The organism is Micromonospora cynarisoli (genome assembly GCF_030518815.1).
GTDB lineage: Bacteria > Actinomycetota > Actinomycetes > Mycobacteriales > Micromonosporaceae > Micromonospora > Micromonospora wenchangensis.
The window spans coordinates 6,866,926-6,887,786 of sequence record NZ_CP130426.1 but is presented as its reverse complement, the minus strand read 5'-3'; the positions used below and the strand labels follow the sequence as shown (position 1 = coordinate 6,887,786).

The 20,861-nt window shown below is 74.2% G+C and carries 2 protein-coding genes; both read right to left on the bottom strand.

Translation table 11 applies throughout. The annotated features are described in order from the left end of the window. Positions 1-5 precede the first annotated feature (5 nt). Positions 6-16,022, bottom strand: a complete 16,017-nt coding sequence (locus Q2K16_RS30275; protein WP_302741816.1) for a type I polyketide synthase — start codon at positions 16,020-16,022, stop codon at positions 6-8. A 59-nt stretch (positions 16,023-16,081) separates the two neighbouring features. Further along, positions 16,082-20,842: a type I polyketide synthase gene (locus Q2K16_RS30270; protein ID WP_302741814.1), complete on the bottom strand. Its 4,761-nt coding sequence runs from the start codon at positions 20,840-20,842 to the stop codon at positions 16,082-16,084. Positions 20,843-20,861 lie beyond the last annotated feature (19 nt).

Genomic DNA, 20,861 nt, shown 5'->3' with positions numbered 1-20,861 from the left:
TGTCGTCACTGCGCGATCCAGTCCCGTACCACCCCGGCGGTCGTGCCGGCCCGGCCCTCCATCATGGTGAAGTGGTCGCCGGGCACCTCCCGGAGCGCGTGCGGGGTCTCCCAGGTGGCCCGCCACCCGTCGTCGTCACCACCGGCCACGATGGACTCCTGGGGCCGGACGAAGAGCACCGGTGCGTCGATCGTCTCGACCGGGCAGCTCTCCAGCAACCGGATGTAGCGGCCCATCGCCGAGAGTCGGGCGCTGCTGAACTCGCCGAAGGTGGTCTCCTTGTCCAGCAGCGATTCGAGCATGTGGGTGAAGAACGTCGCCGTGGTGCTGCCGGTGGTCAGGTAGGTGTCCAGCAGCACCACCCCGGTCGGGCCGTGCCCCTGCCGTGCCAGCAGGCCGGCGGTGGCGTGGGCGAACAGGCCGCCGGAGGAGTAGCCGACGATGACGTACGGCCCCTGCTCGGCGATCGGGCGGACCATCTCGGCGAACACCCGCACCGCCGCGTCGGCGGAGGCGGGCAGGCTGTCGTCGCGGCCGAAGCCGGGCACCGGCAGGGTCCACACGTCCCGGGTGCCGCCGAACTCGGCGGTGAACCGGGCGTACTGCTGGTCGCCGCCGAGGGCCATCGGCGACGGGAAGCAGACGATCGCCGGCCCCTGGTCGCCGCGGGCGAGCCGCCGGGGGGCGGGGATCTGCGGCAGGTCGGCCGGCCCGTCGAAGCTGGGCCTGATGTCGGCCACCGCGTGGAGCAACGCCAGGCCCTGCTGTACCCGACCGCCCCGAACGGCGGTGCCGAACAGCGCGCTCATCGAGTCGGCGGTGGCGTCGGGCGTACCGGCCCGGTCCTCGGCCGGCGGCGCGGCCAGTTCGGTGCGCAGCAGCGCGGCCAGTTCGTCGACGCTGCCGTGGTCGAAGACCACCCCGGTGGCCAGCCGCAGGCCGGTCGCCTCGTTGAGCGCGGTACGCAGCTCCATCGCGGTGAGCGAGTCGAAGCCCAGCTCGACGAAGCGCAGCTCCGGGTCGAGGTCGTCGGCTCCGCCGTGGCCGAGCACGGCCGCGGCGCGCGCCCGGACCAGGTCGGCCAGCAGCGCCTGCTGTCCGTCGGCGTCGAGCCCGCCGAGCGTACGCCGCAGCGCCGCCGGGTCGGGCCGGTTCGTCCCCGACGCGGCCCGCCTGGTCGGGGTGACCAGGGCCCGCAGGATCGGCGGCACCTCGCCGCCCGCCGAGGTGCCCAGGTCGGCCTTGAGTGGGACGAGCACCGCCTCGGTGCGGGCCAGCGCCGCGTCCAGCAGCGCCAGCCCCTCCCCGGCGGACATCGGCAGCACCCCGCCCCGGGACATCCGGGCCCGGTCGGTGCCACCGAGGTCGTCGGCCATCCCGCCGCCGGCCCACGGCCCCCAGGCCAGGGACTGGGCGGGCAGCCCGGCCACCCGTCGCGCGCTCGCCAGCGCGTCGAGGAAGGCGTTCGCCGCCGCGTAGTTGCCCTGCCCCGGGCCGCCGAGCACGCCGGCCGCCGAGGAGAACAGCACGAACGCGGTGAGCCCCGCGTCGCGGGTCAGCTCGTGCAGGTGGGTGGCGGCGTCGACCTTGGGGCGCAGGACCGCGTCGAGGCGCTCCCGGGTCAGCGACGGGATGATCCCGTCGTCGAGCACCCCGGCGGCGTGCACCACCCCGGTCAGCGGATGCTCGGCGGGCACCCCGGCGAGCAGCGCGGCGACCGCCTCCCGGTCGGCCAGGTCGCAGGCGGCCACGGTGACCTGCGCCCCGCGGGCGGTGAGGTCGTCGCGCAGCGCGGCCATCCCGTCGGCGTCCGGCCCGCGCCGGCTGGCCAGCAGCAGGTGCCGCACCCCGTACGCGTCGACCAGGTGTCGGGCGACGAGCCGGCCGAGGGTGCCGCCGGCCCCGGTGACCAGGACGGTTCCGCCCTCGGTGAAGGCGCTGCCGGGGGTGCCGTCGGGCGCGGTGGCGGACACCAGCCGGGCGGCGTGGGCGACACCCTCGCGGACGACCAGTTGCGGTTCGCCGCCGGCCAGCACCGCCGGGAGCGCCTGGGCCGACCCGTCGTGGTCGTCGAGGTCGACCAGGACGATCCGACCCGGGTTCTCCGACTGGGCGGACCGGACCAGACCCCAGGCCGCCGCCGCGGCGGGTTCGGTGACCCGGTCGCCCTGCGCGCCGTGGGTGAGCACCAGCAGTCGGGACGACGCCAACCGGTCGTCGGCGAGCCACCCCTGGAGCAGGGTGAGCAGCTGCCCGGTGGTGTGCCGGGCACCGACCGCGAGATCCCGGGAGTCGGGCTGCACGCTGGCGACCAGCACCACGTCCGGGGCGGCCCCGCCCGCGTCCAGGGCGGCGGTGAGGGAGGGCAGGTCGGGGTGGGTCTCGGTGAGCTGGCCGACGGTGTCGAGCGCGGCGGCCACCTTGAACTCGTCGACGCCGACCAGCGCCCAGCGGCCGGTGGCCGGGGTGGCGGTCAGCGGCACCGGGGTCCAGTCGACCCGGTAGAGGTGCTCCTGCCGACTGGTGCGGGCGGCGGCGAGCTGACCCGCGTCGATCTCCCGCAGCACCAGCGAGTCGACCCGGGCGACGGGCGCGCCGGTCTGGTCGGTGAGGGTGAGGGCGACCTCGTCGGGGCCGGCGGGGGTGACGGTGACCCGCAGGGCGTCCGCCCCGGTAGCGTGGACGGTGACCCCGGTCCAGGAGAAGGGGACGGCGGGCCTTCCCTCGCCCCGGCTCAGCCCGATGGCGTGCAGGGCCGCGTCGAACAGGGCCGGGTGCAGGTGGAACCGGTCGGCGTCGAGCACGTCGCCGGGGAGCGCGATCTCCGCGTACACCTCGTCGCCGTGTCGCCAGGCGGTCCGCAGGCCCTGGAAGACCGGGCCGTAGACCAGTCCGGCGTCGGCCATCCGCTCGTAGATCCCGTCGACGTCGACGGGGGTGGCGGCGGCCGGCGGCCAGGCGGCAGCCGGATCGGCCGGTCGGTCGGCCGGCGCCGGGGTGAGCAGGCCGGTGGCGTGCCGGGTCCACGGCGCGTCCCGGTGCCGGGAGTAGACGGTGACCGGCCGGCCGCCGTCCTCGCCGGGTGCGCCGACGGCTACCTGCACCTGTACGCCGTCGTCGGGGACGACCAGCGGCGCCTGGAGGGTGAGTTCGGCCAGCCGGCCGCAGCCGACCTGGTCCCCGGCCCGGACGGCGAGTTCGACGAGTCCGGTGCCGGGCAGCACGATCGTGTCGCCCAGCGCGTGCTCGGCCAGCCACGGGTGGGTACGCCGGGACAGCAGCCCGGTGGCGATCAGCCCGTCGGTGTCGGGCAGGGTGGTGACGGCCGACAGCAGCGGGTGCCCGGCGTCGAGCAGCCCGGCGGCGGTGACGTCGCGGTCCGCCCCGGTGTCCTGCATCCAGTAGTGCTGGTGCTGGAAGGCGTAGGTGGGCAGGTTGACGGTCCGGCCGCCGGGGTTGACGGCCGTCCAGTCGAGGTCGACGCCGCTGATCCACGCCTGCGCCATCCCGGTCGCGTACGCGGCGACCTGCTCCCGGTCCCGCCGCTGCAACGCGACGGCCACCGCGTCGTCGACGCAGTCGGCGACCATGGCGGTGAGCACACTGTCCGGCCCGATCTCGATGAACCGGGTGACACCCCGCGCGGCGAGAGCAGCCACCGCCTCGGCGAACCGCACCGTCCCCCGCACCTGACCCCGCCAGTACCCGACCGAACCCAACTCGTCGTCGGTAGCGAGATCACCGGTCGCAGTCGACACCAGCGGAATGCCCGCCGAATTCGCGGTCACGCCGTCCACGACCCGCCCGTACTCGGTGAGCATCGGATCCATCAGGTGCGAGTGGAACGCATGCGACACCCGCAACCGACGCGTCTTCACCTCAAGACGAGACTCCAACCCCGCAATCTGCTCCTCCGTGCCCGACACCACCACCGCACGAGGGCCATTCACCGCCGCCACATCCACGTCACCCAGATCCAACTCATCCAGCGGAGCGGCGATCGCCAACATCGCCCCACCCGCCGGAAGCGCCTGCATCAGACCACCACGCGCCGCCACCACCCGGCAGGCATCCCCCAACGACCACACCCCCGCCACGTGGGCGGCAGCCAACTCACCGATCGAATGACCCGCCACGAAATCCGGCTTCAACCCCCACGACTCCGCCAACCGGAACAGGGCCACCTCGACCGCGAACAACGCCGGCTGCGTCCACCCCGTCCGATCGAGAACACCATCCGGATCCGCGAACATCACCTCCCGCAGATCACCACCCAGCAACGACCCGAACGCCGCACACACCTCGTCCAACGCCTGCGCGAACACCGGGAACGCTTCCGCCAACTCACGACCCATCCCGACCCGCTGCGCACCCTGACCCGTGAACAACACCGCCGTACGACCGCTGGTGATCCGACCCGACAGGCCGGTGCCCGTGGCCAGGGCCTCCAAACCGGCGGACAGGTCGGCGGCCGTACCGCCGACGGCCACGGCCCGGTGGTCCAGGGCCGCGCGACCGACGGCCAGCGAGTGCCCGACGTCGACCGGCCGCTCGTCGGTGACGAAGTCACGCAGGCGGCCGGCCTGGGCGGTGAGGCCGGCGGTGGAGCGGCTGGCCAGCGGCCAGAGCACCACGGCCGGTGCCGGCGTCGGCTCGGGTGCCACGACGGGCTGCGGGTATTCCTCGACGATGACGTGGGCGTTGGTGCCGCTGATGCCGAACGACGACACCGCCGCCCGGCGGGGGTGTCCGTTCACCGGCCAGTCGACCGCCTCGGTGGCGAGCCGCACCTCGCCGGACGACCAGTCCACGTGCGGGCTCGGCGCGTCCACATGCAACGTCCGCGGCACCACCCCATGCCGCATCGCCAACACCATCTTCATCACACCCGCCACACCAGCAGCCGCCTGCGTGTGACCCAGGTTCGACTTCACCGACCCCAACCACAACGGCCGCTCCCGATCCCGACCGTACGTCGCCAGAATCGCCTGCGCCTCGATCGGATCACCCAACGTCGTACCAGTGCCATGCGCCTCCACCACGTCCACCTCGGCCGCCGACACCCCGGCATTGGCGAGGGCCTGCCGGATCACCCGCTGCTGGGAGGGACCGTTCGGGGCGGTCAGCCCGTTCGACGCACCGTCCTGGTTCACCGCCGAGCCCCGGACGAGACCGAGGATCGTGTGCCCGTGCCGCCGGGCGTCGGAGAGGCGTTCGAGCACCAGCACGCCGACGCCCTCGGACCAACCCGTCCCGTCCGCAGCCGCCGCGAACGGCTTGCACCGACCATCCGGCGCCAACCCCCGCTGCCGCGAAAACTCCACGAACGTCTCAGGCGTCGCCATCACCGTCACCCCACCGGCCAACGCCAGATCACACTCACCCGACCGCAACGCCTGACCCGCCAGATGCATCGCCACCAACGACGACGAGCACGCCGTGTCCACGGTGACGGCGGGGCCTTCGAGGCCGAGGGTGTAGGCGATCCGCCCGGAGACGACGCTGCCGGCGCTGTGCCCGGTCACGTAGTCGTGGTACATCAGGCCGGCGAAGACGCCGGTGGCGGAGCCGCGTACCGAGGAGGGGTCGATGCCGGCCCGCTCGAACGCCTCCCAGGAGACCTCCAGCAGTTGCCGCTGCTGCGGGTCCATCAGCACGGCCTCCCGGGGTGAGATGCCGAAGAACGCCGGGTCGAAGCCGGCCGCGCCGGGCAGGAACCCGCCCTGGTCGGCGTAGCTGGTGTCGGGGCGGACGCCGGTCGGGTCGTAGAGCCGGGCCAGGTCCCAGCCCCGGTCGGTGGGGAAGCCGTCGATGGCGTCGACGCCGTCGGCGACGAGCCGCCACAGGTCCTCCGGGGAGGACACCCCGCCGGGGTAGCGGCAGGCCATGCCGACGATCGCCACCGGCTCGTCACCGGAAGCCGTGGTGGCGCTGCGCCGCTCCTGCGGTACGTCGAGCGCGCCGCTCAGCTCGCCGTACAGGAACTCGGCGAGGGCCACCGGCGTCGGGTAGTCGAAGATCAGGGTGGCCGGGAGCCGCAGGCCGGCCGCTGTGGAGAGCGCGTTGCGCAGTTCGACGGCGGTGAGCGAGTCGAAGCCGAGGCTCTGGAAGGTGCGGTCCGCCTCGACCGCCTCCGGGCCGGCGAGGCCGAGCACGGCGGCGACGTGGGTGTGCACCAGGTGCCGGACGGCACCGGCCCGCTCCTGCTCCGGCAGGCCGGCGAGCCAGTCGCCGCCCGCCCGGTCGACGGTGCTGGCGGCGGTGGCCGTGCGCCGGGTCGGCCCGGTCAGGGCGCGGAACACCGGGGGCAGCCGGTCACCGAGGGTACGCAGCGTCGGCACGTCGAGCCGGGCCGGGACGAGGGTGGCCGGTCCGCCGGCGACGGCGGTGTCGAGCAGGGCCAGCCCGTCGGCGGTGGCCAGCGGCAGCACCCCGCCCCGGGACATCCGCTCCCGGTCGGCATCGGCAAGCCGGTCCGTCATCGCCGAACCCTCGCCCCACAACCCCCACGCCAACGACACCGCCGGCAACCCGGCAGCGCGGCGGGTGGCGGCGAGCGCGTCGAGGTAGGCGTTCGCCGCAGCGTAGTTGCTCTGCCCCGGCGCGCCCAGCACCCCAGACAGCGACGAGAACAGCACGAACGCCGACAGCTCCCGGTCCCGGGTCAGCTCGTCGAGCAGCGTCGCGGCGTCCACCTTGGGCCGCAGCACCGCCGAGACCCGCTCCGGGGTCAACGCCGACACCACGCCGTCGTCGAGCACGCCTGCGGTGTGCACCACCGCTGACAGGTCCGGCACGTCGGCCAGGACGGCGGTCAGCTGGTCCCGGTCGGCCACGTCGGCGGCGACCAGGTCGACCTGCGCGCCGGCCGCGGTCAGCTCGGCGACGAGGTCGTCGGCGCCGGCGGCGGCCGTGCCGCTGCGCGACAGGAGCAGCAGCCTCGGCACCGCGTGCGCCGTCACCAGGTGCCGGGCCACGGCCGTGCCGAGCGCACCCGTCGCGCCGGTGACCAGCACCGTGCCACTGCCGTAGAGCGGGGCACCCGGCGGGGTGGCCGGGAGCGTCCGGCGGACGATCCGGGGCACCCGGACGACGCCGTCGCGGATCGACACCTGCGGGTCGCCGGCCGCCAGGGCCGCCGGGAGGACGTCGTCGGGCTGGTCGGTGTCGGCGTCGACGAGCAGGATGCGGTCGGGGTTCTCCGCCTGTGCGGAGCGCAGCAGCCCCCAGACCGCCGCGCCGGCCAGGTCGGTCACGTCGTCGCCGACGGCGTGGCGGGTGAGGACGACAAGCGGGGCGGGGTCGTCCCCGGCCAGCCAGCGCTGGGTGACGGCCAGCACCCGGTGCACCTCGGCGTGCACGTCGCCGGTGCCGCCGGCCCGCAGCACCACCGCGTCGGCGGGGCCGCCGTCGGTCGGGCCGGTCGCGGTGCCGTCGACGGTGCCGGGGTGCCAGGTCCAGGTGGTGGCCGTGGGGGTGACGGTGACCGGCTGCCAGTCCAGGCCGAACAGCGCGTCGGCGACGCCGGTGCCGGCGGTGACCTGCACCGGGCGGAGCACCAGCGACCGTACGGTGGCGACGGGTGCGCCGACCGCGTCGGCGACCGCGATCCGGACGCCGCTGCCGGCCGGGGTGAGCCGGACCCGCAGGCTGGTCGCGCCGGTGGCGTGCAGGGTCACCCCCGACCAGGCGAACGGCAGGCCCCGGGAGGTGTCGCCGTCGGCGCGGGTGAGGGCGTGCAGGCCGGCGTCGAACAGGGCCGGGTGCAGGCCGTAGCCGTCGGTCTCCGTACCGTCGGGGAGGTCGACCTCGGCGAAGAGTTCGTCACCGGCCCGCCAGGCGCGGCGTAGGCCCTGGAAGGCCGGGCCGTAGTCGAGGCCGCCGGCGGCGAGGTCGTCGTAGAGGCCGGCCAGCGGCAGCGGCTCGGCGTCGGCGGGGGGCCACGCGGTGAGGGCGACGCCGGGGGTGTCCCCGGCGGTGAGGACGCCTGTGGCGTGCCGGGTCCACGGGACGTCGTCGCGTTCCCGGGAGTGCACCAGGACGGCCCGGCGGCCGGTGGGGTCGGGCGTCTCCACGGCGACCTGCACCTCGACGCTGCCGGCGGCGGGGACGACGAGCGGCGCGTGCAGGGTCAGCTCGTCGAGCAGGCCGACGCCGACCTGGTCACCGGCGTGGATGGCGAGTTCGACGAGGCCGGTGCCGGGAAACACGACGGTCCCGCCGACGGCGTGGTCGGCGAGCCACGGGTGGGTGTGCAGCGACCACCGGCCGGTGAAGACGACGCCGTCGGTGTTGGCCAGCGGCACGGCGGCGTCGAGCAGCGGGTGGGTGGCGGCGAGCAGGCCGGCACCGACGAGGGCCGGGTCGTAGAGCCAGTAGTGCTGGCGTTGGAAGGCGTAGGTGGGCAGGTCGGCCTGCCGGGCGGCGGGGTGGATGGCGGCCCAGTCGAGGTCGACGCCGGTGGTCCACGCCTGCGCCATCCCGGTGGCGTACGCCTCGACCTGCTCCCGGTCGCGGCGCTGCAACGGGATGGTCACCGCGTCGTCGACGCTGTCGGCGACCATGGCGGTGAGGACACTGTCCGGCCCGATCTCGATGAACCGCGTCACCCCACGGGCCGCCAGGGCGGCGACGGCGTCGGCGAACCGGACGGTCCCCCGCACCTGACCCTGCCAGTAGCCGGCGCTACCCAACTCGGTATCGGTGGCGAGATCACCGGTGGCGGTCGACACCAGCGGGATACCCGCCGGGCTCGCCGTCACGCCGTCCACGACCTGCCCGTACTCGGCCAGCATCGGGTCCATCAAATGCGAGTGGAACGCGTGCGACACCCGCAACCGGCGGGTCTTCACCTCAAGGGAGGCTTCCAGCGCCGCGATCTGCTCCTCTGTACCGGACACCACCACCGCCCGGGGACCATTCACCGCCGCCACGTCGATGTCGCCGAGATCCAGCTCAGCCAGCGGGGCGGCGATGGCCAGCATCGCCCCACCAGCCGGAAGCGCCTGCATCAGACCACCACGCGCCGCCACCACCCGGCACGCGTCCTCCAGGGACCACACCCCAGCGACGTGCGCGGCAGCCAGCTCACCGATCGAGTGACCGGCCACGAAATCCGGCTTCAACCCCCACGACTCCGCCAACCGGAACAACGCCACCTCGACCGCGAACAACGCCGGCTGCGTCCACCCGGTCTGATCGAGGACACCGTCCGGATCGGCGAACATCACCTCGCGCAGGTCACCGTCGAGCAACGACCCGAACGCGGCACACACCTCGTCCAACGCCTGCGCGAACACCGGGAAGGCTTCCGCCAACTCACGACCCATCCCGACCCGCTGCGCACCCTGACCCGTGAACAGCACGGCGGTACGGCCGGTGGCCAGGTGGCCGTGCACACCCTGGCCGGCGGCGAGGGCGCGGAGACCGGCGACGCCGTCCCCGACGGCCACCCCCCGGTGCTCCAGGGCCGCCCGGCCGGTGCCGAGGGTCAGCGCCACGTCGGCGGGGTTCAGGTCGGCGTCGGCGAGGAAGTCGGCGAGGCGGGCGGCCTGGGCGGCGAGGCCGCTGGCCGACCGGCCGGAGACCGGCCACAGCGACACCGGCGTCGGGGCCGGCGGGGTCGGCTGCGCGGTTTCGGGGGCCTGTTCCAGGATCAGGTGGGCGTTGGTGCCGCTGATGCCGAACGACGACACCGCCGCCCGACGGGGCCGGTCCACCGCCGGCCACCGCACCTCGTCGGTGGCGAGCCGAACGGCACCTGACGACCAGTCCACGTGCGGGCTCGGCGCGTCCACATGCAACGTCCGCGGCACCACCCCATGCCGCATCGCCAACACCATCTTCATCACACCCGCCACACCAGCAGCCGCCTGCGTGTGACCCAGGTTCGACTTCACCGACCCCAACCACAACGGCCGCTCCCGATCCCGACCGTACGTCGCCAGAATCGCCTGCGCCTCGATCGGATCACCCAACGTCGTACCAGTGCCATGCGCCTCCACCACGTCCACCTCGGCCGCCGACACCCCGGCATTGGCGAGGGCCTGCCGGATCACCCGCTGCTGGGAGGGACCGTTCGGGGCGGTCAGCCCGTTCGACGCACCGTCCTGGTTCACCGCCGAACCGCGAACCACACCCAGCACCCGGTGCCCGTTGCGCACCGCGTCGGACAACCGCTCCAACACCAGCACGCCGACGCCCTCGGACCAACCCGTCCCGTCCGCAGCCGCCGCGAACGGCTTGCACCGACCATCCGGCGCCAACCCCCGCTGACGCGAAAACTCCACGAACGTCTCAGGCGTCGCCATCACCGTCACCCCACCGGCCAACGCCAGATCACACTCACCCGACCGCAACGCCTGACCCGCCAGATGCATCGCCACCAACGACGACGAGCACGCCGTGTCGACCGACACCGCCGGCCCCTCCAGCCCGAGCGTGTACGCCACCCGGCCGGTGACGACGCTGCCGGCGCTGTGCCCGGAGACGTAGTCGTGGTACATCACCCCGGCGAACACGCCGGTGGACGAGCCGCGCAGGGTGCCCGGGTCGATGCCGGCCCGCTCGAACGCCTCCCACGACACCTCCAGCAGCAACCGCTGCTGCGGGTCCATGATCACCGCTTCGCGGGGGGAGATGCCGAAGAAGACCGGGTCGAACTCGGCGGCGTCGGTGAGGAATCCGCCCCTGTCCACGTACGTGGTATCCGGGCGGGTGCTGGTCGGGTCGTACAGCCGGGCCAGGTCCCAGCCCCGGTCCGTGGGGAATCCGTCGATGGCGTCCGCGCCGTCGGCGACGAGCCGCCACAGGTCCTCGGGCGAGGTGACGCCGCCGGGGTAGCGGCAGGCCATCCCGACGATCGCCAGCGGCTCGTCGTCGGCGACGGTCGTGGCGACCTTCCGTACGACGTCGACGCCGTCCGGGCCGGCGATCTCGCTGAGCAGGTGCCGGGCCAGGTCACGCGGTGACGGGTAGTCGAAGATCAGGGTAGCGGGCAGCCGCAGGCCGGTGGTGGCGGAGAGCCCGTTGCGCAGTTCGACGGCGGTGAGCGAGTCGAAGCCCAGTTCCTGGAACGCCCGGCCGGCGTCGATCCGTTCGGCGGAGGCGTGCCCGAGCACCGCCGCCACCTGGCTGAGGACCAGGGCGGTCGCGGCGCGTTCGCGTTCCTCGGTGGACAGCGCGGCGAGGTCCGCCGCCCATCCGGTGGCGACGCCCGCGACGGCGCGGGCGGCCGTCCGCCGGGCCGGGCGGACCAGGCCGTGGAACGGCAGCGGCAGGTCCTCACCGAGGGTACGCAGGGCGGCCAGGTCGAGCCGGGCCGGCACCGCGGTCGGGTACGGGTTGGCGACGGCGGTGTCGAGCAGGGCCAGCCCGTCGGCGGTGGCCAGCGGCAGCACCCCGCCCCGGGACATCCGCTCCCGGTCGGCATCGGCAAGCCGGTCCGTCATCGCCGAACCCTCGCCCCACAACCCCCACGCCAACGACACCGCCGGCAACCCGGCAGCACGACGGACGGTGGCGAGTGCATCAAGGAACGCATTCGCCGCCGCATAGTTGCCCTGCCCCGGCGCACCCAACACCCCAGACAACGACGAGAACAACACAAACGCCGACAACTCCCGACCCCGGGTCAACTCGTCAAGCAACCACGCCGCATCCACCTTCGGCCGCAACACCGCCGAAACCCGATCCGGAGTCAACGCCGACACCACACCGTCATCGAGCACACCAGCGATGTGCACCACCGCCGACAGGTCCGACACGTCGGCCAGAACGGCGGTCAACTGGTCCCGGTCGGCCACGTCGACGGCGACCAGCTCGACCTGCGCGCCAGCCGCGGTCAGCTCGGCGACCAGGTCGCCGGCGCCGGCGGCGGCCGTGCCGCTGCGCGACAACAGCAGCAGCCTGGTGACCCCGTGCGCCGTCACCAGGTGCCGGGCCACCGCCACACCGAGGGCACCCGTCGCACCGGTGACCAGCACCGTGCCACTGCCATAGAGCGGGGCGTCCGCCGGGGTGGCCGGTTCGACGACCTGACGGGTGAGCCGGGGCACCGAGACCACGCCGTCGCGGACCCGTACCTGCGGCTCGCCGGTGGCCAGGGCGACGGCGAGCGTCGCGGCCACGTCGGCGTCCGGGTCGGTGTCGACAAGCAGCAGCCGATCGGGGTTCTCCGCCTGCGCCGAGCGGAGCAGACCCCAGACCGCCGCCCCCGTCAGGTCGGTGCCGTCGCCGCCGACGGCGTGACGGGTGAGCACCACCAGCCGGTGGGTGTCGGGGCCGGCCAGCGACTCCTGCACCAGACCGAGGACCCGGTTCACCTCGTCGTGCACCGCTTGCGGGCCGGCGGCGTCCCCGGCGCTGCCGGTGGTCAGCACCAGCAGGTCCGCGTCGGGGGCGGCCGGCCCGGTGCCGCTGGCCGGGTGGTGGGCCCAGGTCGGGGTGACCGTGCCGGTGGGGGTGCCGATCTCCTGCCAGGTCAGGTCGAACAGCGCGTCGGCGACCCCGCCGGGGCGGGTCACCTGGACGGGGCGCAGTACCAGCGAGTCGACCGTGGCGACGGGTGCGCCGACCGCGTCGGCGACCGCCACCCGTACCCCGGAGCCGACCGGGGTGAGCCGGACCCGGATGCCGGTCGCACCGGTGGCGTGCAGCGTGAGACCGGTCCAGGCGAACGGCAGTCCCCGGAAGGTGTCCCCGTCGGCGAGGCCGAGGGCGTGCAGGCCGGCGTCGAGCACGGCGGGGTGCAGGCCGAACCCGTCGGCGTCCACCCCCTCCGGCAGGGTGACCTCGGCGTAGAACTCGTCGCCGCGCCGCCAGACCCGGCGCAGTCCCCGGAACACCGGGCCGTAGACGAGGCCGCCGCTGGCCAGGTGGTGGTAGAGGTCGTCGGTGGGCACCGGTTCGGCGTCGGCCGGCGGCCACTGGGTGAGGGCGGCCCCGGTGGTACGGGGGCCGGGGGCGAGCACACCGCTGGCGTGCCGGGTCCACGGGGCATCGGTGTCGGCGCTGCGGGCGTACACCTGGAGGGAGCGGGTGTGGTCGGTGTCGGCGGGGCCGACGACGACCTGGAGTTGGACGCCGCCGTGTTCGGGCAGGACCAGCGGGGCCTCGATGGTCAGTTCGTCGACGGTCTCGACGCCGACCTGCGCCCCGGCGTGCAGGGCGAGGTCGACGTAGCCGGTGCCGGGGAAGACCACCGCGCCGTCGACGGCGTGGTCGGCGAGCCACGGGTGCCGGTCGAGGGAGAGCCGGCCGGTGAGGACGGCCCCGTCGGCGTTGGCGAGGGTGACGGCCGCGCCGAGCAGCGGATGGTCGGCGGAGTCCAGACCCATCGCGGTGGCGTCACCGGGGTCGGCGGGGGCGTCCAGCCAGAACCGCTGGTGCTGGAAGGCGTAGGTGGGCAGGTCGACGGTCCGGCCGCCGGGGTTGACGGCCGTCCAGTCCAGGTCGACGCCGCTGATCCACGCCTGCGCCATCCCGGCCGCGTACGCCTCGACCTGCTCGCGCTTGCGCCGCTGGAGGGCGATGGCGGTGGCGTCCTCCACACAGTCGGCCACCATCGCGGTCAGCACACTGTCCGGCCCGATCTCCACGAACCGCGTCACACCCCGCGCCGCGAGAGCAGCCACCGCCTCGGCGAACCGCACCGTCCCCCGCACCTGACCCCGCCAGTACCCGACCGAACCCAACTCGTCGTCGGTAGCGAGATCACCTGTCGCAGTCGACACCAGCGGAATGCCCGCCGAATTCGCGGTCACGCCGTCCACGACCCGCCCGTACTCGGTGAGCATCGGATCCATCAGGTGCGAGTGGAACGCATGCGACACCCGCAACCGACGCGTCTTCACCTCAAGACGAGACTCCAACCCCGCAATCTGCTCCTCCGTGCCCGACACCACCACCGCACGAGGGCCATTCACCGCCGCCACATCCACGTCACCCAGATCCAACTCATCCAGCGGAGCGGCGATCGCCAACATCGCCCCACCCGCCGGAAGCGCCTGCATCAGACCACCACGCGCCGCCACCACCCGGCAGGCATCCCCCAACGACCACACCCCCGCCACGTGGGCGGCAGCCAACTCACCGATCGAATGACCCGCCACGAAATCCGGCTTCAACCCCCACGACTCCGCCAACCGGAACAACGCCACCTCGACCGCGAACAACGCCGGCTGCGTCCACCCCGTCCGATCCAACACACCATCCGGATCGGCGAACATCACCTCCCGCAGGTCACCACCCAGCAACGGGGCGAACGCCGCACACACCTCGTCCAACGCCTGCGCGAACACCGGGAACGCTTCCGCCAGCTCACGACCCATCCCGACCCGCTGCGCACCCTGACCCGTGAACAACACCGCCGTACGACCCACGACGGTCCGACCGGACAGGCCGCCACCGGCGGCCAGGGTCTCCAGGCCGGCCACGTCGTCACCGAGCACCACGCCCCGGTACGCGCCGGCGGCCCGGGTGGTGCCCAGCGAGAACCCGACGTCGACCGGACGCTCGTCGGTGAGGAACTCCCGCAACCGCTCGGCCTGACCGGCGAGCGCCGCCGCCGACCGGCCGGACAGCGGCCAGAGCACCACCGGCGGATCGGCCGCCCCGGCCGGCTCGACGGCCTCCACCGGTGGGGCCTGCTCCAGGATCACGTGCCCGTTGGTGCCGCTCACCCCGAACGACGACACCCCGCCCCGACGCGGCTGGCCGTGGTCGGGCCACTGCCGCGCCTCGGTCAGCAGCTGCACGGTGCCGGCGGACCAGTCGACATGGGTCGACGGCTCCCCCACGTGCAGGCTCTTGGGCAGCACGCCGTGCCGCAGCGCCATCACCATCTTGATCACGCCGCTGACGGCGGCGGCGGCCTGGGCGTGACCGATGTTCGACTTGACCGAGCCGAGCCACAGCGGCCGGTCGGCCGGCCGGTCGTGCCCGTACGTGGCGATCAGCGCCTCCGCCTCGATCGGGTCACCGAGGGTGGTGCCGGTGCCGTGCGCCTCGATCAGGTCGACGTCGGTGGAGGTGAGCCCGGCGTTGGCGAGCGCCTGGAGGATGACCCGCTGCTGGGCCACCCCGTTGGGGGCGGTGAGCCCGTTGGACGCGCCGTCCTGGTTGATCGCGGAGCCCCGGATGACGGCGAGCACCCGGTGGCCGTTGCGCTGGGCGTCGGAGAGCCGTTCCAGCAGCAGCATGCCGACGCCCTCACCCCAGCCGGTGCCGTCGGCGTCCTCGGAGAACGGCTTGCAGCGGCCGTCGGAGGCGAGCCCCCGCTGTCTGCTGAACGCGACGAACGCGCCGGGCGTCGACATCACGGTGACGCCGCCGGCCAGGGCCAGCCCGCACTCGCGTTGCCGCAGCGCGTGCGCGGCCAGGTGCAGCGCGACGAGCGACGACGAGCAGGCGGTGTTGACGGTGACCGCCGGCCCCTCCAACCCCAGGCTGTACGCGACCCGACCGGAGACCACCGCCCCGGAGCTGCCGGTGCTCATGTACGCCTCGACCGGCTCGGGCAGCACGGTGAGCCGGTCCCAGTAGTCCTGCCCGCCGCAGCCGACGAAGACACCGACCGGGCCACCGCGCAACGTGTCGGGGTTGATGCCGGCCCGCTCGCACGCCTCCCAGCTCGCCTCCAGCACCAGCCGCTGCTGCGGGTCCATCGCCAACGCCTCGCGGGGCGAGATGCCGAAGAACTCGGCGTCGAACTCGTCGGCGTCGTGGACGAACCCGCCCTGCCGCACGTAGCTGCTGCCGGCGGCGTCCGGGTCGGCGTCGTAGAGGGCGCCGGTGTCCCAGCCCCGGTCGGTGGGGAAGTCGCCGATGGCGTCGACACCGTCGGCGACCAGCCGCCACAGGTCCTCGGGCGAGTTGACCCCGCCTGGGTAGCGGCAGGCCATGCCGACGATCGCGATCGGGTCCTGCTCCTGCGACTCGACCTCGCGCAGCCGCTCCCGGGTGCGGTGCAGATCGGCGGTGACCCGCTTCAGGTACTCGAGGAGCTTCTCTTCGTTCGCCATCCGAACCTCACCAAACTCGTTGCCAGCGGGACACGTTGCTCCGGGAGCGCGGTGGCGGCTCAGGTCATGCCGAGTTCCTTGTCGATCAGGTCGAACACGTCGTCGGCGGAGGCCGTTTCGAGCCGGTCGACGAGGGTGACGCCGGTGGTCGTGCTGAGCGTCTCGTTGAGCTTCGCCAGCAGCGACTGGAGCCGGGCGGTGACCCGGTTGCGTTCGATCTCCTCCGGCGTCAGGCCGGCCACGGTGACCTCCAGCCGGTCCAGCTCGGCGAGCAGGCCGCCGGCGGTGTCACCGGTGTAGCCGAGTTCGGCCCGGAGCTGGTCGGCCAGGGCGGTCGGGTTGGGGTGGTCGAAGACCAGGGTGGCGGAGAGTCGTACGCCGGTGGCGGCGCTGAGCCGGTTGCGCAGCTCGACGGCGGTCACCGAGTCCATGCCGAGTTCCTTGAAGGCGCGTTGCGGCTCGACCAGTTCGGCGTCGCCGTAGCCGAGCACGGCGGCCACGTTGGTGCGGACGGTCTCCAGCAGCAGGGCGCGCTGTTCGGCCTCGGGCAGCGTGCCGAGCCGGTCGGCGAGCGCCGACGACGACCCCGCGTCGGTGGCCTCGGCGGCCTCCGGCGCGGCGTCGGGCAGTTCGGCCAGCAGCGGCCGGGGCCGGGACAGGGTGTAGATGGGGGTGAACCGGGCCCAGTCGACGTCGGCGACGACGAGGTGACTCTCGTCGTGGTCGAGGGCCTGCCCGAGGGCGGCGACGGCGAGCCGGGGGTCCATCACGCCGACGCCGAGCCGGTCGAGGTGCGCGCCGACCTCGCCGCCGGCCATGCCACCGCCGCCGCCCCAACTGCCCCAGGCGACCGAGGTGGCGACCGCGCCCCGGCTGCGCCGGCGGTGCGCCAACGCGTCGAGGTACGCGTTCGCGGTCGCGTACCCCGCCTGACCGGCGCTGCCCCACACCGCCGCACCGGAGGAGAACACCACGAACGCGTCCAACGACCGGTCGGCCAGCAGTTCGTCCAGGTGCACCGCACCGAGCACCTTCGCCCGGCACACGTCGGCGAAGTCGTCGAGGCCGGTCTGCCCCAACGGCACCTCGGGGTGCAGCACCCCGGCGGCATGGAAGACGGCGGTCAGCTCGTCACCGAGGTCGGCCAGCAGCGCGGCCACCGCGTCCCGGTCCGCCACGTCACACGCCACCACCTCGACACCCGGATGCCGGGCCATCAACTCCGCCGCACCCGACGCCGCCGGACCACGCCGGCTCGCCAACACCACCCGCCGCGCGCCGTTGCCGACCAGCCATTCGGTGACGTGCCCGCCGACCCCGCCGGTGCCGCCGGTGACCAGGACGGCGCCGGTGGGCGCGTAGCGCCGTTCGGGTGCCCCGGTCACCGGATGGCGGACCATCCGGCGGGCCAGCGTGCCGGCCGCCCGCAGCGCCACCTGGTCCTCGTCGCCGCCGGCCAGCACGTCGGCCAGCCGGTCGACGGTCTGCGACGTCCACTCGGCGGGCAGGTCGACCAGGCCGCCCCACCAGCCGGGGTAGTCGAGGGAGAGCACGGTGCCCAGACCCCACAGGGCACCCTGGGCGGGGTCGGCGACCGGCTCGAACCGGTCCACGCCGACCCCGCCGGCGGTGACGCACCAGAGCCGACCGCTGAAGTCGGACGCGGCCAGCGCGTGCACCAGCGACACGGTGGCGGTGACCCCGGCGGACAGGCCGACGCCCAGCGGGTCGGGGCCGCCGTCGAGGGCGAGCAGGGAGAGCACCCCGGCGGGGGCCTCCCGGCCGGCGTGGTCGGTGCCGGTGACGGTGACCACCTCGGCGCCCCGGGCGGCCAACCCGTCGGCGAGCGTACGCAGCCGCTCGTCGTCGGCCAGCGCCGCCGGGGCGACCACCCACCACACGCCGGTGAGCTGCCCGCCGGTGGGCACCTCGGCAGGCCGCCACACCACCCGGTAGCGCCAGCCGTCCACGGTGGCGACGTCGCGCTGCCGGGACCGCCACGACGTCAGGCCGGGCAGCACCTCGCCGACGAGTGCGGTGTCCACGCCGAGGCCGTCGGCGAGCAGGTCGACGTCGGCGCGTTCCACGGCGTCCCAGAACCCGGCGTCGGTGCCGCCGCCGGCCGGGACGGCGGTGGTCGGCGCGATCCAGTAACGCTGGTGTTGGAAGGCGTAGGTGGGCAGGTCCGCCCGACGGGTGCCGGGCAGGGCGGCGGTCCAGTCCACGTCGACGCCCCGGACGTACAGCTCGGCCAGGGAGGTGAGCAGCCGGTCCAGGCCACCGTCGTCACGGCGCAGGGTGCCGGTGACGACGGTGGGACGGTCCGCCGACTCCAGCGTCTCCTGCATCCCCATGCCGAGCACCGGGTGCGGGCTGACCTCCACGAACCCGGTCCAGCCCTGCCCGGCGAGAGAGCGGATCGCCGGGTCGAACCGGACGGTGTTGCGGAGGTTGTCGTACCAGTAGCGGGCGTCGAGGGTGGCGGTGTCCACCCAGTCGCCGGTGACGGTGGAGAGCATCCGGATCGTCCCGGTGCGCGGGTTGATCGGGGCCAGGTCCTCCAGCAGCCGGTGTTCCAGCAGCTCCACCTGGGCGGAGTGCGAGGCGTAGTCGACGGCGACCTGCTTGACCCGTACCCCCTCCTCAGTGAGGGCGGCGACGAGTTCACGCAGCGCCTCCGGCGTGCCGGAGACCACCACCGACCCGGCACCGTTGACCACGGCGAGGGAGATGTCGCCCGCCCACTGGGCGATCCGCTCCTGCGCCCGGTCGGCGGGCAGCCCGACCGAGACCATGCCACCCCGGCCGGCCAGCTTCTCGCCGATGGCCCGGCTGCGCAGGGTCACCACCCGCGCCCCGTCGGCCAGGGAGAGTCCGCCGGCCACGCAGGCGGCGGCGATCTCACCCTGCGAGTGGCCGACCACCGCGTCGGGTTCCACGCCGTAGCTGCGCCAGGTGGCGGCGAGGGAGACCATCATCGCCCACAGGGCGGGCTGGACGACGTCCACCCACTCCAGGGAGGGCGCGCCGGGCACCCCACGGACCACGTCGAGCAGGTCCCAGTCGACGTAGGCGCGCAGCTCGGTGGCGCAGCGGGCCATCTGCTCGGCGAAGACCGGCGAGGAGTCCAGCAACGCGGCGGCCATGCCGACCCACTGGGCGCCCTGGCCGGGGAAGACGAAGACGATCCGGCCGGTGGCGTCGGCGGTGCCGGTGACCGCGTTCGGCGCGGGCTGACCGGCGGCGACCGGGGCGAGCCCGGCCCGCAACTGCGGCAGGTCCGCACCGAGCACCACGGCCCGGTGCGCGAGCCGGGCCCGGCCGGCCAGCGTACGACCCACCGCGGCGGGCTCGGCCGGCGCGGCGTCCAGGTGGGACAGCAGCCGCTCGGCCTGGGCGCGCAGCGCCTGGTCGGTGTACCCGGAGACCACCCACGGCAGCACGGGCGGGGTGGCCGGCTCTGCTTCCTCGTCGGCCGGGGGCACCTCTTCCAGCACGACGTGCGCGTTGGTGCCGCTGATACCGAAGGAGGAGACCGCGCAGCGGCGGGCCCCGCCGGTCTGCGGCCAGTCCATCGGCTCGGTGAGCAGCCGTACCGTGCCGGGTGACCAGTCGATCTCGCTGCTGGGCTCGTCGACGTGCAGGGTGCGGGGCAGCAGCCCGTGCCGCATCGCCTGCACCATCTTGATCACCCCGCCGACCCCGGCGGCGGCCTGCGAGTGGCCGATGTTGGACTTCAGCGAGCCGAGCCAGAGCGGCCGGTCGGCGGGCCGGTCCCGGCCGTACGTGGCGAACAGCGCCTGCGCCTCGATCGGGTCGCCGAGCCGGGTGCCGGTGCCGTGCGCCTCGACCGCGTCGATCTCCTGGGCGGCGAGGCGGGCGTTGGCCAGCGCGGCCCGGATGACCCGGCGCTGGGAGGGCCCGTTGGGGGCGGTCAGGCCGTTGGACGCGCCGTCCTGGTTGATCGCGGAGCCGCGCACGACGGCGAGCACCGGGTGCCCGTTGCGGCGGGCGTCGGAGAGCCGTTCCAGCACCAGCACGCCCGCGCCCTCGGCCCAGCCGGTGCCGTCGGCGGTGTCGGCGAACGCCTTGCACCGGCCGTCGAAGGACAGTGCCCGCTGCCGAGAGAACTCGACGAACGCGTCGGGGGTGCCGATCACGGTGACCCCACCGGCGATGGCGAGCGACGACTCCCCGGCGCGCAGCGACTGACACGCCCAGTGCAGGGCGACCAGCGACGACGAGCAGCCGGTGTCGACGGTGACCGCCGGCCCCTCCATCCCGAGGGTGTAGGACAGCCGGCCGGAGACGATGCTGCCGGCGCCCCAGCTGTTCGGGTAGTCGTGGTAGACGACGCCGGTGAACACGGCGGTGGGGCTGCCCTTGAGCGACAGCGGGTCGATACCGGCCCGCTCCAACGCCTCCCAGGACGTCTCCAGGAACAGCCGCTGCTGCGGGTCCATCTCGGCGGCCTCGCGGGGCGAGATGCCGAAGAAGGTGGGGTCGAAGTCGGCGGCGTCGTAGAGGAAGCCGCCCTCGCGGGTGTAGCTGGTGCCGGGGTGGTCCGGGTCCGGGTCGTAGAGCCGGTCGAGGTCCCAGCCCCGGTCGGTGGGCATGCCGGAGATGGCGTCGGTGCCGGCCACGACGAGGTCCCACAGGGCCTCGGGCGAGTCGATCCCGCCGGGGTAGCGGCAGCCCATGCCGACGATGGCGATCGGCTCGGCGGCGCGCTCCTCGATGTCGCGGAGCCGCTCGCTGGTCTCGTGCAGGTCGGCCGTGACCCGCCGCAGGTAGTCACGAAGCTTCTGTTCGTTGGACATCAGGAACCCATTCCCGGAC